The sequence below is a fragment of the Hassallia byssoidea VB512170 genome (genome assembly GCF_000817785.2).
In the GTDB taxonomy this organism is placed as follows: Bacteria; Cyanobacteriota; Cyanobacteriia; order Cyanobacteriales; family Nostocaceae; genus Hassallia; species Hassallia carrinoi.
This window is the reverse complement of record NZ_JTCM02000047.1, coordinates 17,897-33,301: the sequence shown is the minus strand read 5'-3', so window position 1 is coordinate 33,301 and position 15,405 is coordinate 17,897. Positions and strand designations below refer to the sequence as shown.

At 44.0% G+C, this 15,405-nt stretch carries 13 protein-coding genes; 7 read left to right on the top strand and 6 right to left on the bottom strand.

What is annotated here, in order from left to right; translation table 11 throughout:
• The first annotated feature begins 154 nt into the window (after positions 1-154).
• Both PI95_RS19515 and PI95_RS19510 read left to right on the top strand, forming a co-directional pair.
• On the top strand, positions 155-1,726 hold the full coding sequence (locus tag PI95_RS19515; protein WP_039743554.1) for an efflux RND transporter periplasmic adaptor subunit: 1,572 nt from the start codon (positions 155-157) through the stop codon (positions 1,724-1,726).
• 157 nt (positions 1,727-1,883) lie between these two features.
• The gene (locus tag PI95_RS19510) at positions 1,884-5,204 is read left to right on the top strand and encodes an efflux RND transporter permease subunit (RefSeq protein WP_039743551.1); all 3,321 of its coding nucleotides are present in this window, start codon (positions 1,884-1,886) and stop codon (positions 5,202-5,204) included.
• A 111-nt stretch (positions 5,205-5,315) separates the two neighbouring features.
• Here PI95_RS19510 and PI95_RS19505 read toward each other — a convergent pair whose 3' ends face one another.
• Positions 5,316-6,947: a DUF6930 domain-containing protein gene (locus PI95_RS19505; protein WP_039743548.1), complete on the bottom strand. Its 1,632-nt coding sequence runs from the start codon at positions 6,945-6,947 to the stop codon at positions 5,316-5,318.
• A gap of 359 nt (positions 6,948-7,306) precedes the next feature.
• On the opposite strand from PI95_RS19505, the gene PI95_RS19500 reads away from it, so the two are divergent.
• The 3 genes from PI95_RS19500 to PI95_RS19490 all read left to right on the top strand — a co-directional run bounded on the left by PI95_RS19500 (position 7,307) and on the right by PI95_RS19490 (position 8,883).
• Complete coding sequence (locus PI95_RS19500) at positions 7,307-7,660, top strand: HesB/IscA family protein (protein ID WP_039743545.1); 354 nt, start codon at positions 7,307-7,309, stop codon at positions 7,658-7,660.
• A gap of 327 nt (positions 7,661-7,987) precedes the next feature.
• The gene (locus tag PI95_RS19495) at positions 7,988-8,410 is read left to right on the top strand and encodes a tetratricopeptide repeat protein (protein WP_039743543.1); all 423 of its coding nucleotides are present in this window, start codon (positions 7,988-7,990) and stop codon (positions 8,408-8,410) included.
• A gap of 227 nt (positions 8,411-8,637) precedes the next feature.
• On the top strand, positions 8,638-8,883 hold the full coding sequence (locus PI95_RS19490) for a DUF8620 family protein (protein WP_039744130.1): 246 nt from the start codon (positions 8,638-8,640) through the stop codon (positions 8,881-8,883).
• Between the two features lie 12 nt (positions 8,884-8,895).
• Here PI95_RS19490 and PI95_RS19485 read toward each other — a convergent pair whose 3' ends face one another.
• Both PI95_RS19485 and thyD read right to left on the bottom strand, forming a co-directional pair.
• Positions 8,896-9,231, bottom strand: coding sequence for an element excision factor XisI family protein (locus tag PI95_RS19485; RefSeq protein WP_039743541.1), 336 nt, complete (start codon positions 9,229-9,231; stop codon positions 8,896-8,898).
• A gap of 101 nt (positions 9,232-9,332) precedes the next feature.
• Positions 9,333-10,250, bottom strand: a complete 918-nt coding sequence (thyD, locus tag PI95_RS19480) for a thylakoid membrane protein ThyD (RefSeq protein WP_039743538.1) — start codon at positions 10,248-10,250, stop codon at positions 9,333-9,335.
• Between the two features lie 147 nt (positions 10,251-10,397).
• Here thyD and PI95_RS19475 point away from each other — a divergent pair, with 147 nt between their 5' ends.
• Complete coding sequence (locus PI95_RS19475; protein ID WP_039744127.1) at positions 10,398-10,745, top strand: hypothetical protein; 348 nt, start codon at positions 10,398-10,400, stop codon at positions 10,743-10,745.
• 128 nt (positions 10,746-10,873) lie between these two features.
• Here the strand turns inward: PI95_RS19475 and PI95_RS19470 are convergent, their stop codons facing one another.
• Complete coding sequence (locus tag PI95_RS19470; RefSeq protein ID WP_039743536.1) at positions 10,874-11,398, bottom strand: FHA domain-containing protein; 525 nt, start codon at positions 11,396-11,398, stop codon at positions 10,874-10,876.
• A gap of 228 nt (positions 11,399-11,626) precedes the next feature.
• On the bottom strand, positions 11,627-14,263 hold the full coding sequence (locus tag PI95_RS19465; RefSeq protein WP_163519010.1) for a heavy metal translocating P-type ATPase: 2,637 nt from the start codon (positions 14,261-14,263) through the stop codon (positions 11,627-11,629).
• On the opposite strand from PI95_RS19465, the gene PI95_RS19460 reads away from it, so the two are divergent.
• Positions 14,248-14,655 carry a hypothetical protein gene (locus PI95_RS19460; protein ID WP_163519009.1) on the top strand — a complete coding sequence of 136 codons (408 nt, stop codon included), beginning with the start codon at positions 14,248-14,250 and terminating at the stop codon, positions 14,653-14,655. The two genes, PI95_RS19465 and PI95_RS19460, sit on opposite strands and share 16 nt — an antisense overlap.
• Positions 14,656-14,921: 266 nt before the next feature.
• On the opposite strand, the gene PI95_RS19455 is transcribed toward PI95_RS19460, so the two are convergent.
• Positions 14,922-15,197, bottom strand: a complete 276-nt coding sequence (locus PI95_RS19455) for a TM2 domain-containing protein (protein WP_039743522.1) — start codon at positions 15,195-15,197, stop codon at positions 14,922-14,924.
• Positions 15,198-15,405: the final 208 nt, after the last annotated feature.

Genomic DNA, 15,405 nt, shown 5'->3' with positions numbered 1-15,405 from the left:
ATTGATTCAAGTTTTTTGTATATACGAAATATAAAGTTGATAAAAGACACATCCAGCCAAGTTACATAGATAAATGGCGTAAAAATTATTTAAACACGGATTTTTCCGCCAAAACCAGGTTGCCCAAGTCTAAGTAAAAGAAGAGAAAACAACGATGCCTCATTCTGATTTACCTGAGTCTCCTGTATCCGTAGAAACAGAACACCTGACTGTTATTGATAACCGTCAAGTTGAACAAGAACAAGAATTCGTATCAGAGCAACCTCAACCACCTAAAAAGCGGCGTTGGCTGATGATATTGGGAATTATGCTGATAATCTTGGGTGGTGCAGGTGTCGGTTGGCGTTGGTGGCAAAGTCGTGGTAATGCAAATTCTGAGGCAGCCGCCAAAAAACCGATGGCAATTCCCGTTAAGCTAGCCACTGTGGAAACTGGAACTATTAGAGAAAGTTCGGAATTTATCGGCTCTTTAGAAGCTTCGCGCTCAGTACCAATAAAGCCACGAATAGAAGGGCGAATTAGCCAGGTTGTTGTTAAAGAAGGCGATCGCATTAAACAAGGGCAAGTTATTATTACCTTGGAAAGCGATGATGTTAATGCCCAACTCCTCCAACAAAAAGCGGCACTAGAAAGAGCGCAAGCAAATCTTGCCGAACTCAAAGCAGGTACGCGCTCTGAAGAAATCGCTCAAGCCAGAGCGCAAGTTTCTCAAGCTGAAGCAAAACTTCGAGATGCCCAAAGCGGATCGCAACCGGCGGAAATTCAACAGGCTGAAGCTCAAGTTAATTCGGCTCAATCGGATCTCGAACTTGCAGGTTCGCGAGCAAAGCGATACGAACAATTACGAAAAGAAGGCGCAGTCTCTCAAGATACCCTAGAAGGATATCAGAGGGAACAACGCAGTGCTGATGCTGCGCTGATTGCAGCCAAAAAACGCTTAGAGCAAGTCCGCCAAAGCAGAGGTTCTGATATCAGCGAGTTAGCAGGTGCTTTAGAACAGCAAAGACAAAACTTAAGGCAAAAAGAGAACGGCTCCCGTCCGGAAGAAATCGCCCAAGCACGAGCGCAAGTAACTCAAGCTGCTGCTCAAGTCCAAGCGGCTCAAGTGCAACAGCAATACACTAAGGTATTCGCTCCTTTTGCTGGTATTATCGGTGCTATCCCGGTGAAGGTAGGAGAGTATGTCAGCAAAGGAGATCAACTTACCACACTTACCAAAAATGACTCTTTGGAACTAAATATAAACATTCCTCTCGACCAAGCCAAATTGTTGCGCTTGGGATTACCAGTGCAAATGCTCGATGCTCAAGGCAAAGTCACAGCAGGTGGTAGATTGAGCTTTATTTCCCCAAATGTCAATTTTGACTCGCAGACAGTTTTAACTAAAGCTACTTTTACCAATTTTGGCGGGCAACTGGTCAATCGTCAGTCAGTACAAACCAGAGTAATTTGGGATCAGCGTCCAGGAATTTTAATTCCAGTTACATCAATATCTCGTTTGGGAGGAGAGACTTTTGTGTTTGTGGCTGAAGCGCCAGAACAACCTCAAGCAGAAACCCAGACCTTAGTAGCCAAACAAAAGCCAGTGAAGTTAGGGGCAATTGAGGGCAATAATTATCAAGTTATTGAAGGATTAAAAGCTGGTGAAAAAATCATTGTTTCCGGTATTCTTAGCTTAACTAATAATGCTCCTATCAAGCCTGCGCCTGAAGAAGCGAGCAATTAGAGTCAATTAAAAATTAACAATTAAAAAATTAGAAAAAGCATTTTTAATTTTTAATTGTGTTCTTCAATCTTGTAGCTAAACAATGATGAAATTGGCATCGCACAACGCATGTGTGAAAATTAACTTTCTCTAGCCCAATGCCCCATTTTAATAGCTTATGTTTGTCAATACGTTTATTAAACGTCCAGTCCTGACGACGGTCTGTACAATCATCATTTTGCTGCTGGGAAGCATCTGTATTCCGATTTTGCCTATTTCTCAGCTACCAGACCTCGCTCCGGTGCAAATCACCGTTACCTCCAACAATATTGGTGCAGATGCTCAAACAACAGAAAATACTGTTACCAACATTATTGAACGACAAATTAATGGCGTTAAAGACGTGTCTTACATGTCTTCTAACACGGGTAACGATGGTGCTAGCAGTATAACTGTCTCGTTTCCAACTAATGTCAATTCCGATATTGCTCAAGTCAACGTTCAAAATAAACAAGCCCTGGCTGAACCTCAATTGCCAGATACTGTTCAACGAACCGGTGTTAATGTTGAAACCGCATCGAGCAGTTTGCTTTTGGTTTATGGGTTCTACGCAGAAAATAATGAGTATGACAACATTTTTATTAGTAACTATGTTGACCTGCTTATTCTCGATCAAATCAAACGGATTCCTGGTGTTGGAAGTGCCAGGGTTTTTGGGGAGCGCAAATATGCAATGCGTCTCTGGCTCGATCCTAACAAACTTGCTCAACATCAACTGACACCCCAAGATGTAGCAACTGCCCTTCAAGAACAGAATATTCAGGTAGGTGCAGGGGCAATTGGTAAGGAACCAGCACCAGATAATCAAAGCTTTGAATTTGCTTTGCGGGCAAGTAGTCGATTCAAAGATGTGGCTGAATTTGAAGACATGGTGCTGAAAGTGGGTCAAATTGGCAATAGCACCAATCCCACCAGTAGCACCTTAGTTAAAGTCAGAGATGTGGGTCGAGTTGAACTAGGAGCAGAGAACTATCTTGCTGATGCTAAATTTACCTTACCAGGAAATAATCCGAAGCCAGCCGTAGGTTTGGGGATATATCAACTTCCAGGTAGTAATGCTTTACAAGTTGCCCATGCTGTTGAGGAGCGGATAACAGAGTTAGCGAAGAGTTTTCCACCCGGACTGAAGGGACAAGTTGCATTTGATACTACTCCGTTTGTGGAAATTTCCTTAGAAGAGGTGCTGCACACCTTGGTTGAGGCGATTATCCTGGTAGTCTTGGTAATTTTTGTCTTTTTGCAAGACTGGCGGACTACGATTATTCCTACAGTTGCGATTCCCGTCTCTCTGGTTGGGACATGTGCGGCTTTGTTAGTTTTAGGATTTCAGATCAATACACTGACCTTATTTGGTTTCGTTCTGGCGATCGGTATCGTTGTTGATGATGCGATTATTGTAGTGGAGGCAGTCGCAGTTAAGCTGGAGCAGGGCATGAAGCCCTTTGAGGCAGCTGTGGAGGCAATGAAGGAGTTAACTGGAGCAATTATTGCCACCTCACTTGTACTGATGGCGGTGTTTATTCCCGTTGCCTTTGTTCCGGGAACCACTGGTATTGTCTACAAACAATTCGCGTTAACTGTTGCTTGCTCGATCGCCATCTCGACTTTCAATGCCCTAACCTTCTCTCCCAGTATGGCAGCTATCCTGATGCGCCCAGCTCAACCTGGACGGGGTCCTTTAGGCTGGTTCTTTCGGCTGTTTAATCGCGGATTTGCTTGGTTTACGCGCCGATATGTCGGGTTTATTAGCTTCCTGACTCATATCAAGCCGATTGTCATTGGAGTTTTTCTCGCTGGTTTAGCGGCAACGGTTTTCATGTACAAAGCAGTGCCTACCGGCTTTATTCCAGAGGAAGATCAAGGTTACTTCTTTGTGATTGTTCAGGCTCCGGATGGAGTTTCTTTGAAGTATACCGAATCTATTATGGAGCGGGTTGCGAAAGAAGTTACATCGGTTCCCCAGGTGAGAGCTAGTTTTATGATCAGTGGCTTTGGTTTCGATGGAAATGCTTCTAATTTAGGAATTGCGTTTGCCAACTTGAAACCCTGGAAAGAGAGAACTGAAGAATCTCAATCTGTTTATGGAATACTTCAGAACCTGAATAAGAAGCTCTCAACGATTACAGAAGCCAGAGTAATTGCGGTGAATGCTCCACCGGTTCGCGGGTTGAGTAGTACGGGTGGTTTTGAGTTTATCGTTCAAGACCGAACCGGGAGCGCTCCCATTGAAACTTTAGTTGAGAATGCTCAAAAGGTTATTGCAGCAGCGAATAAAAAGCCTGTTTTGCAACGAGTTTTCACTCAGTTCACTGCAAATACTCCCCAATTTCAAATTCAGGTGAACCGCAACCAAGCTAAAGCTCTGAATGTAGATATCAATCAAATTTTTGGGGCGTTGCAAAGTTATTTAGGGTCACAATATGTAAATGACTTTGTGCAGGGACAGCGACAGTATCGGGTATATATCCAGGCAGATGGGATTTTCCGCTCTAATCCTGATGATATTGGCAAGCTGTATGTTCGCTCTAGAAATGGGGCAATGATTCCTTTGAGCAATTTGGTGGAAGTTACACCCTTTGTCGGACCGAAAACCATCACGCATTATAACTTGTATAGATCGATCAAAATTCAGGGCGCTCCGGCGACTGGTGCGAGTTCTGGAGAAGCGATTAAAGCGATGGAGGAAGTAGCAAAAGAGGTTTTACCCCAAGGTTTTGGTTACGAGTGGACGGGGACTTATTTGCAAGAAAAGACTTCTGGAGGAGCCACAGCGTTGATTTTTGCTTTAGCGATCGTGATTGTCTTTCTGGTGCTGTCAGCTCAGTATGAAAGTTACATTGACCCGATTATTATTTTGCTGACGGTTCCCTTAGCCATCTTGGGAGCGATGACGGCGATTTGGCTGCGATCGAATGTATTTATGACAGATAGCCTTTTTCCCAAAGTGGTCGATGATATCTATTGCCAAGTAGGTTTGGTAACATTGATTGGTTTGGCAGCGAAGAACGCGATTTTAGTTGTCGAATTTGCCAATCAGCTACTTGAGGAGGGTATGAGCATCACACGAGCAGCGGTGAAAGCGGGGGAAGAACGTTTGCGACCGATTTTAATGACTTCTTTTGCCGCGCTGTTAGGATTTTTACCTTTGGTTCTCTCTGAGGGTGCTGGAGCGAGTAGCCGTTGGTCTTTGGGGACAGCGCTTTTTGGGGGGTTGCTCTTGGCAACGTTCTTAAGTTTGTTCTTGGTGCCTATTCTGTACATCTTGGTGAAGAGTGCGGAAGCCGCTATATTTTCTCGCAAGCGTCCACCAGGAGGCTCGAACCCTCCAGAAAGCCCAAATCACAATGGAGCGTCAAGAGCGAGGCGTGAAGCTTTACCTGCTGGTTCAAGTCAACCAGAGTCAGTACTAAGGTCTCAGCAGGATGGAAGAACTGCTTGATAACCGATTGTCGTAATGATTCGGCTATGTAGAGACGTTCCATTGTCACGTCTCTACGACGGTAGGTATGTTTTTATTAATGTTAAGACGGACATGATATTAAATATAAAATCATTCAAATTGAAGTTGGGGCATGAGTTGGAGAGTGCCAATACCTAACTCTTTCGGCGAAAGCGATCGCGCTTCAAATAAAGCCATCATATCTCGCAATTGCGGATTTCCGCGAGAAGCTCCTGTAAGTCCTTTGGCAATAATCAAGCCGCAGCAACCCTGAGTATTTTTACACCGCTGATTCCATTTTGCCCGTGCTTCTACGTGAATTGGGTCATCGTCTAAAAACTCACCAAAGAGGAATAATTCGCCATTGTTAGTTTGCAATAACCCTAAGTCGTAGCGATCGCCATCAAAAGGATCGGCACCGGGATTAAAACAAATTGCTTTAAGTCCCCCAGCAGCTTCAACACTTTCAATTACAATCTTCGCCTTCGGACGAGAAGTCTGAATTAAAATCACAGGCAATCCGTCACCTACTTGTTGAATTTCGCCCGCTTGATGGTATGTTACACCGTTGCGTAAATACTCCAACATTTCCCAAGACACTACACCCAAGCTGAGAAAAGAATCTTCCGGAATCAAGTCATCTCGCAATGAGCGGAACATCGGGTTATTGGCAAAATCCCCCTCCTCAGTGCTGCTAAAGCCTGCCATTTCCTCTAATTCGGCTGCTAACTGCGGCATCGTAGAAACGGTGACATTAACTGATTTAGTTAATTCATCCGATGGCACTGTAATGCGATAGCGACGGCTTAGGGAAAGGAAAGTTTCTCCAATAAGCTGGTGCCGATAGTCGCGGATAAAGCGAGAGAAGCTTTCTAGAGCCATCAAGACTACCAGCGCTTCTTCTTCATACAAAACAGACCGCAGTCCTTCTAAAGGGTGGATATTGCCGAATGTCGGGTCAATTTCCGATAACGGCAAATCTGCAAGATCGTCAACATCATCTTCATCTTCATCAATGGCGTTGTTACGCTCAAAGGTGAGAAACAGACAATCTTGTTTGAGAAAAGCTTCTTCTAAACGCTCTTGCGATTCATCATCTCTTAAAACCGTGGCGCGAAATCGTTTGAGAGAATCCTCTGAGCGATAAAATAAAATTCCATACTCCATCCCCAGCATTCCCATTACTGAGGCATAAAGTGTACCAACATCCCACTTATTAATTTCTATTGATAAGATTTGTTGCTCTTCCAAAAATTCCCAAGGAGCTGCTTGCCATATTGCCAATGCTTTATCGCGGAGGGTTGACGCATACTGTGGAGGTAATTCGGGGACTTGACTATCAATAATTTCCTCAAATCCGCGAAACAGTTCATCAATTAAATGCAATTCGGGCACGTAGTCAATAGCAATATCTAAATCTTGCAGTACCCCACGCAGGTAAAATTGGATCTCGCGATCTCTGACGACTATTCTTTGCGGACGAGCTGGTTTTGCGGGACTGTGGGGATGTTCCATTGCTCGCATGAGAGTGCGAACGATCGCCTCTGGACCGGTGTCTGGATCGACAACATCCATCCCCCGCACAATTCCTTGCGAACCATCTACCCAAAGAATGCATTCTCCTTTTTCCTCCGAGTCATCTCTACTTGGTGATGACATCGGACGGCGATCGCCCTCCCATACAGAAGGAATTTGAATTAGTTTCTGCAACCGACGACTGGTAGAGCGATTAAAACTTGTCATAAAGTAAAGAAGAGTCAAAACAAGCAATGTGCAAGTAAACTTAAGGAAAATGGCGAGCGTTAGCGCTCAAATTAATTAACACGGCTGCACCTTTATAAGGGTTAGGCTGCTGGCTACCATGCCTGCTATTCAAAAACACCGAATTGTAAACACCAAGTCCCTCAATTCTAGAATAAAAATCTTTGGCTGCTTTTTGCGGCTTTTAAAGGAGTATTTACAATTTGGTACTCTGGGACATCAATGCCGCTAGAATAAATACAAAAACAGCAAGGAACGACCTCGGCGTGAGAGCTTGGGGTTTCAACTTATAAACTTGCCCAGACAAGGTTCTGGTTATACCACATAAAGGAGTTGAAAAGATGACACAAGCACAAGTATCTCAACGGGGAATTCAACTGAGTGAAGCCGCATTGCGACAAGTCAAGAGGTTACGGGATAATCAAGGCGCAGACCTCTGCTTGCGGGTAGGAGTGCGTCAAGGTGGCTGCTCTGGCATGTCTTACATGATGGATTTTGAAGACGCTAGTAAGATTAGCCCCCAAGATGAAATGTTTGATTATGATGGCTTCAAAATTGTTTGCGATCGCAAAAGCTTATTATATCTTTATGGCTTAATGCTTGATTACAGCGATGCCATGATCGGTGGTGGTTTTCAATTCACCAATCCCAACGCCAATCAAACCTGCGGTTGCGGTAAATCTTTTGGTGTTTAGTTTATAGTCTTACAGTCAACGCTCCCAAGTCAAAAGTATACAGTATCAGGTTTTTTAACTATTGACTAATTAAGTTATGACTCTTAACTATTGACTGTTAAGCCTTAAGCATTGACTGTTAAGCCTTAAGCATTGATTGTTAAGCCTTAACTATTGAATGTTAAGCCTTAAGCATTGACCGTTAAGCCTTAACTATTGAATGTTAAGCCTTAAGCATTGAATGTTAAGCCTTAAGCATTGAATGTTAAGCCTTAAGCATTGAATGTTAAGCCTTAAGCATTGACTTTAGTTCCTTGACCCTTAACCATTGACCTTGACTAATAACTTATGACTCAAACAGTTGAATCCCTGTTTGATACAGGTTTAGAACGTTATAAAGCTGGAGAATCAGTGGATGAATTAATCCCTGTATTTCAAGAAGTATGCGATCGCGCTCCTAAAAGTAGTTCCGCTTGGACTTGTTTAGCGTGGTTGTATCTGCTAGATAATAAACCCAACTCCGCTCAAAAAGCTGCCCAGAAAGCAGTAAAATTAAATCCCCAAGACGCACAAGCAAGGATTAATCTTGCTTTAGCGATGCTGGAAAAAGGTGAAAAAGGGTTAAGGCAACATATTGATTTTGCCCAACAATTAATGTTTGTTAACCCTGAATGGCGGGATGATATCAAAAGCAGCATTGAAGACGGTTTAAGCAGAAAACCAGATTGGCAGAGTTTGCTAAAAGTCAAAAGCTGGCTGTTTCCAGAATAATTGGGAATTGCGAATTGGGAATTGGGCAATGGGCATTGGTAAGAAAGGAGGGGGAAGGGGGAAAGGGAAAGGGGGAAAGGAAGAAGTTTTTCTTAACCTTTTCCCCTTCCCCTTTACCCTTTACCCTAATGAAATTTCCCCATTCCCCATTCCCCATTCCCTATTCCCTATTCCCCATTCCCCATTCCCCATTCCCCATTCCCCATTCCCCATTCCCCATTCCCTATATGAAAGATAAATTGTTAAACTGGCTAAACTTAATTTTGGTTGCGGATGTATTTTTGGTTTTTTTAGGTTTTGGGTGGTTGGTGATCGCTGCGATTGGTGATGCTGCTGGAGTAAATCTAGGTCTGGATTTGTGGCATAAACTCTGGCAACCAGTGTTTAATCCGGCGATCGGCATAGTCATGGGTGGTGCTATTCTGAGCGGTATTATCAATTGGGTTTCTAAAAAATTCCTCTCCAGTCAGTAGTTAGCGGCAAGTTTACGCTACGCCAAATCCGGTGTATTCCCGTGCATAAGGCGCTTGAAAGCCCAACACAATATCTTCTTTAGGAATTCCCATTGCAGCTAATTCATGAGCAATTCGCAATTCTGTTGTATTGTGTTGCACCCAGATTTTGCCATTTTTGATGTCTAAGTGTAAGACACAGCCATGTACGCGGCGATCGCCGTCCCAACCAACATTCATCACTTGATAGCGATCTTGTTGCAGATCAAAAACAGTTTGTGATTCAATTTCACCGTTGGCGATCGGTGTGGCAACATACTTGCTAAGTAGGGTTTGAATACACTGGCGATACTGTTCTAGCTTATCCACTGCACGATTACCTCTTGGATTGGATTATAAATTAGCCGCTTAATTTGATAACTAAGTATGAGCGGTAAACCGCTCACTACGAGACGAATTAAGAAGTAACTTTATTTGAGAATTTCTGTTAGGGCAGGTTTTAAGTTAGGATATTGGTACTCAAAACCTGTTTCTAAGGTGCGTTTGGGCTGGACTTGTTGACCTTCGAGAACTACGATCGCTCCATCACCTAAAAGAGCTTCGATCGCAAAACTAGGAACCGGCAACCAAGAAGGACGATTCATTACTTGCCCCATAGTCTGGGATAATTCTGACATGCGGACAGGATGAGGAGCAGTAGCATTATATACGCCTTGCATTTCTGGTTTAGTTAGAGCTTCCAGTATTAAATTCACTATATCATCTAAGTGAATCCACGAAAACCACTGCTTACCGCTGCCAATGGGACCACCAGCAAAGAGTTTGAAGGGGGTAATCATTTTGCCCAAAGCACCACCGGTTCCCAAAACAATACCGAAACGCAGAATAACTAACCGCACACCAGATGCTTCTACCTTTTTCGCTTCAGCTTCCCAAGTTTGGCAGACAAAGCTGAGAAAATCGTTACCAGAAGCGCTGGTTTCGTCAAAGGTAGCGGTTTCACTGGTGCCATAATAGCCAATAGCCGAAGCGTTGACTAATACAGATGGCTTGGGGTTAGCAATCTGGATCGCTTCGACAATTTTTTGCGTAGTCAGTTTGCGACTGTTGAGAATTTCCTGCTTGCGTTCTGGTGTCCAACGTCCCTCACCGATGGGTTCTCCAGCAAGATTGACTACAGCATCACAAAGAGATATTGCATCTTGCCAAGAATCAGAGATTGGTGTATAAGCAATAATTTCTAGCTTTGGAAAAGCCTGAGAAGGAAAAACTTTTTGGGCAAAGGTGGTGTTGCGAGTTAACACTAGCACTGTATGACCTTCAGAGTGAAGTCGTTCTACCAAACGACTGCCCACAAATCCTGTTGCCCCGGTAATTGCTACTTTCATTTTGCACCTTTGCCCAACTTACTATTGTGTCTTGTTTTGCTTTATCTTCTCACTAACGACTTTGGTTTAATTATGAATCTATAACTACTTGCCTTTTACATGCTTCGATATTATAGGATGGACGGAGTGTTGCGTTTGCTTGGGGCTATGGCTCGCTATACGTGTTCATTTATTGTTTCTGTGACTATTGACCATCTCCAGCCGTTGGTTGTAGAACTTCTGCAAGACTGTGAGTTTGATGTTCAATACTATACTGCCGATTACATTATGGCTCGTGAAATTCCTGGTAGTGTTTCCTTCTCTAAGTTAGTCAAGGTGGAAGTTTTGATTGATAAGTCAACAGCTACGGAAACAGAAACCCGGATGAGTATTGTGATTAAAAATGAGGAACTGCCTCTTCAACTTGATAATCACTGCCGCCAAGTGTTTGAATACCTCAAGCAGGCGATCGAACATAACCGCCATTGGCATTTGATTGAAACCATTGCGGGGTAGGCAGTGGTACTCATGACAAAGGCGTTTGCTCAAGGTTGCTTTTTTGAGTATTAAGCGGTTCTTTAGCAACACGCCTTTATAGCGAAAAAGGAAGATGATAATAAAAACATACCAGTTTTGGCAAGTTTTCAATCTTCAATATCCTCGTCTATATCTTCAGCCATGCCAGGGTTTATGAGTGTGATATCATACTCTGTGGCATCTGTTTGTATTATGGGTCGTGCAGTATCTCTTAACAAATAATAAATAGCACGTACCTGAGGACCAAAAACAATCTCGTCTTCATTTTTGAGATCGTGTGCTGGTATCCTGCGACCATTGATCATTAAACCGTTGGCGCTAGGTTTGCCTTTGGCATCACCATCGACAATCCGATAATAATAACTATGGTTTTTATCGTCTCGTGGCAGTCTAACTAATGTGGCATGACGGCGTGAGACAAACTGCGATACTAAAGTAATATCGCAGTCGCGTCTACCGATAGAATACAAAGGACGTGAGAGCATAAATTCTTTGCGTCCTTGGTCATCTTCAATAATCAGTAGATGGCTTTCATTAGTTTCTGCTAGCTTAGTTTCTGCTGCCATTGACAAATCGTTGCTAGAAGTGGTTGTGTAATTAATTAAAAGTTGTTTGGTGTAGTTTCTTGCCATTTTCGCGCACTCCAAGTCTGTACTACTAATGTAATATGCATTTGAATTGCATATTGACTTGCAATATGAAAGAACGAAGATGTTCTATCATGATTGGCTGCTGTTGCTCTTTTAAGAGTGTCAACAGGCTTTGTGAGATGCACCCATAACCTGACTAACGACTTAGTTTAACCTGAGATGGGCAAAACCAAGACCTGTGCTGAAAAATTTTACCTCTAGAGGAGGATTCTACGGACGATGGGCAAATCGACGTAATAATAATGAATTAGTGACGACGCTAACAGAACTAAATGCCATTAAAGCAGCAGCACCAGATGGACTGAGAACAAAACCAAAACTGGGGAACAACACACCAGCTGCTAAGGGAATGCCCAATGTATTGTATGCAAAAGCCCAAAATAAGTTTTGACGGATTTTGTTGAAGGTAGCACGACTAAGCTGAATAGATTCTACAACGTCGGTTAAGCGATCGCGCATCAGCACAATTTCAGCAGTTTCCATTGCCACATCCGTCCCCGAATGTAAAGCAATTCCCACATCAGCTTGCGACAACGCCGGGGCATCATTTATACCATCCCCAACCATCGCCACTAGGGAGTGGGGGGAGATGGGGAGAGGGGGGGAGGGGGGGAGGGGGGAGTGGGGAGTGGGGAGTGGGGAGTGAGGAGTTTGGAGTGAGGAGTTTGGAGTGAGGAGTGAGGAGTTAGGAGTTTCCCAAGTCTTTTTGTCTCCAAGGAGTCCCCCTTGTCCCCCAAGTCGTCCTGCTTGTCCCCTAGTCCCCAATCCCCCTTTCTGCAAAGCCTCGATCGCCGCTGCTTTTTTGCTGGGAGGGACACCTGCCATTACATTCTCGCTATCTAGTCCTAATTGTTTGGCTATAGCACTAGCTGCCTCTAATCTATCGCCACTCAGCAGCATTACCCGCAAACCCATCAAGCGTAATTTGTCAACCGCTGCTTTAGCGTCTGGTCTGAGGGTATCTTGAACGGCGATTAACCCGGTTAAAATCCCTTCTACGGCGACGTAAACGACTGTTTTACCATTTGCTGCCAATTTTTCCGCCATCTGGTGTGCAGTTTCACTAATAGAAATTCCGTGCCAACTTAACCAGTCGCTATTACCTAAAATGACGCTTGTATTTTCTACTACAGCAGACACGCCAAGCCCTGGTTCGGTATGAAAGTCTTTAGCATCTGGAATTAATAATTGTTGCTGCTGCGCTTCTTGCTGAATCGCTTTTGCTAAGGGATGGCAAGTACCGCTTTCTACTGCCGCTGCTAGCTGTATTAGCGAGTAGGGAGTGGGGGTAGAGACGTTCCACCGGAACGTCTGTACAAAAGTGGGGGGAGAAATTACTTCCTCATCTGCCTCATCCGCCACTTTAATTACAAGGCAGTCGGTAACAGTAGGATTACCAGTAGTGAGAGTGCCTGTTTTATCAAAAACAATCGTATCTAATTTATGTACTCGTTCTAAAACGTCGCCACCTTTGATTAACAAACCTCGTTCCGCACCGATGCCAGTGCCTACGAGAATAGCTGTAGGTGTGGCAAGTCCTAAAGCACAAGGACAAGCGACTACCATCACAGCGATCGCTAACTTTAAACTCAACAATAGCCCGGACATAGCAGGGGCAGGATAACTTTGTCCGTGGTGAGACATATCCATTGCATCCATGTTGACATTTTGCCAAATATGTGTACCGAAAAAGTACCAAAAGACGAATGTCAAGACAGCGGCTGTCAACACACCATAGGTAAAATAACCAGCGACTGTATCTGCTAATTTTTGTACTGGTGCTTTACGAGTTTGTGCGTCTTCTACCAAAGCGACAATTTGAGCTAAAGTTGTATCACTTCCAGTACGTGTGGCTTGAATAGCGATCGCTCCTGACTGATTTAACGTTCCCGCTGTCACCACATCTCCCGCTTGCTTAATCACGGGTACAGCTTCCCCAGTCAGCATCGACTCATCTACCGTTGTTTGCCCTACCACCACTTTGCCATCAACGGGGATTTTATCACCTGGCAGTACTTGCAACCATTCTCCCACACGCACTTGCTCTGCGGGAATTTCGACAGGCGAACTGTTGCCGGCTTTTTCTGGGTTGGCAATTAATCGCGCTACTTGGGGCTGAAGTGCCAGCAATTGCCTAAATGCAGCAGCAGCACGACCTCTAGCATATCTTTCTAATGTCCGCCCCAACAGAATAAAGCCGATCATCATCACTGGCTCGTCAAAAAAGCAATCCCAACCCATTTGGGGGAACAGCAGCGCTACCAAACTCGCAGTGTAAGCCGTGAGAGTTCCCAATCCCACTAAAGTGTTCATATTGGGCGCATTTCGCCGCCAACCCCGCCAACCATCTACTAAAATCGGGCGTCCGGGAATTAGTAACGCCACTGTTGCTAGTCCACAGTGAAGCCAGATGTTATCTAGTGGCTGCATTGAGCCAGTCATATGACCAAAATGCCCAATTCCTGATAATACCAGCAATATTGTGGCGATCGCTAATTGCCTAAGTGAAGAACGCATTTCTCGGCGTTGTCGTTTTGCCGGATCTTCTAAAGCTCGATCGCCTAAGATTTTATTTTTATCGCCAGCTTGCCTGGGTTGAGTTGGAAATCCAGCATCAGTCAATCGCTTCGCCAGTGCATCTGGTTCTACCGCACCAGCTAATGACTCTACAACTGCTACTTCTGTCGCTAGATTCACACAGGCACTTTTGACTCCTGGATGTTCAATTAACTGTCGTTCTACCGCTTTCACACACCCAGCACACTTCATCCCCGCAACATCTAAGGTGATTTTCTCTGTTGTCAGGGTTGGTTCTGCTGGGAGTTGAGTTTTTGGGACAAGTTGCATGGAAAGTGTGGGATTTGCTACGAAACTTCAACGCCTTTCTAAAGCGTCTCTATTTCGAGGGTAGGCTAAATCCGCAAATACGACAGACAGTAAACCCTAATAACTTTTTGAAGTTATCATCAGGGGGACGACTTGGGGACTCTTTGGAGACAAGGAGACAAGGGAGACCAGGAGGACAAGGAGACAAGGAGGACAAGGAGAATAATTCTTCTTTCCCCCCATCTCCCCATTCCCCCCAACAAGAGCGAAAGTGGGGACGCATGTGCCCCCCATTCCCCCCAACAAGAGCGAAAGTGGGGACGCATGTGCCCCCCATCCCCCCATCTCCCCCTCTCCCCATCTCCCCATTTCCCCATCTCCCCTACTCAAGAGCACTCCTCATCTCTCCGTAGAAGGTGAGTTGTCGTGTTTATTGGACTGTAAATAAGTTACATAGATGATCGCGGCTAGCTGTAGTGGTATAAAAGCAATCTGGCTTTTCCAAAAATCGTTGATTTGCAAACTAGATATGCCGTTAAAATACCCAAAGCCAAAGAGCAGGAAAATTATCAAGTTCAGTTTTTTATTTTTAAGTGTCAGCATATCAGCAGTAATAGTAATTTTTTGGGCTTATTTTCTCAGATTTATCAACTAAAAACTATTTTGACTTTTGAATTGCTTAGAACCAGCCCTGCTTATTCCGAAAGTAGGTATTAATAAATTCTTCATGGTTTTTGTTCAAATAAATCATGCCTTCGATTAAACCTACAAGTTGCATAATTAACAAGCTAAAGCCGTAGGTAAAATAACCGCCAACTGCGGAAACAAGCAGCATAATTAAGGCTTGTGGAGTGTATCCCAGAATAAACTTATGAACGCCAAAACCACCGAAAAGAATACCACAGTAACCAGCTATAAGTTGTTTGTTAGCGTGGCTTTGATTGATATTTGCCATATTAATGTTGCTCCTTTATGGATGTATAAAACTTCGGGATTTTGTGTAATTAAAAATTGCGAGACGCAGCGTGCCACTATTGCATAAGCAACGCTGTCAGCATGAGAGGAGAGGTTTTTTCGCTTGGTCTAAAACCATTCCTATGCTTGAATGAGTATTCGTAACTTTGAGGTGAGATAAAATCCCAGCACAGCAGCTTTACGCTCAT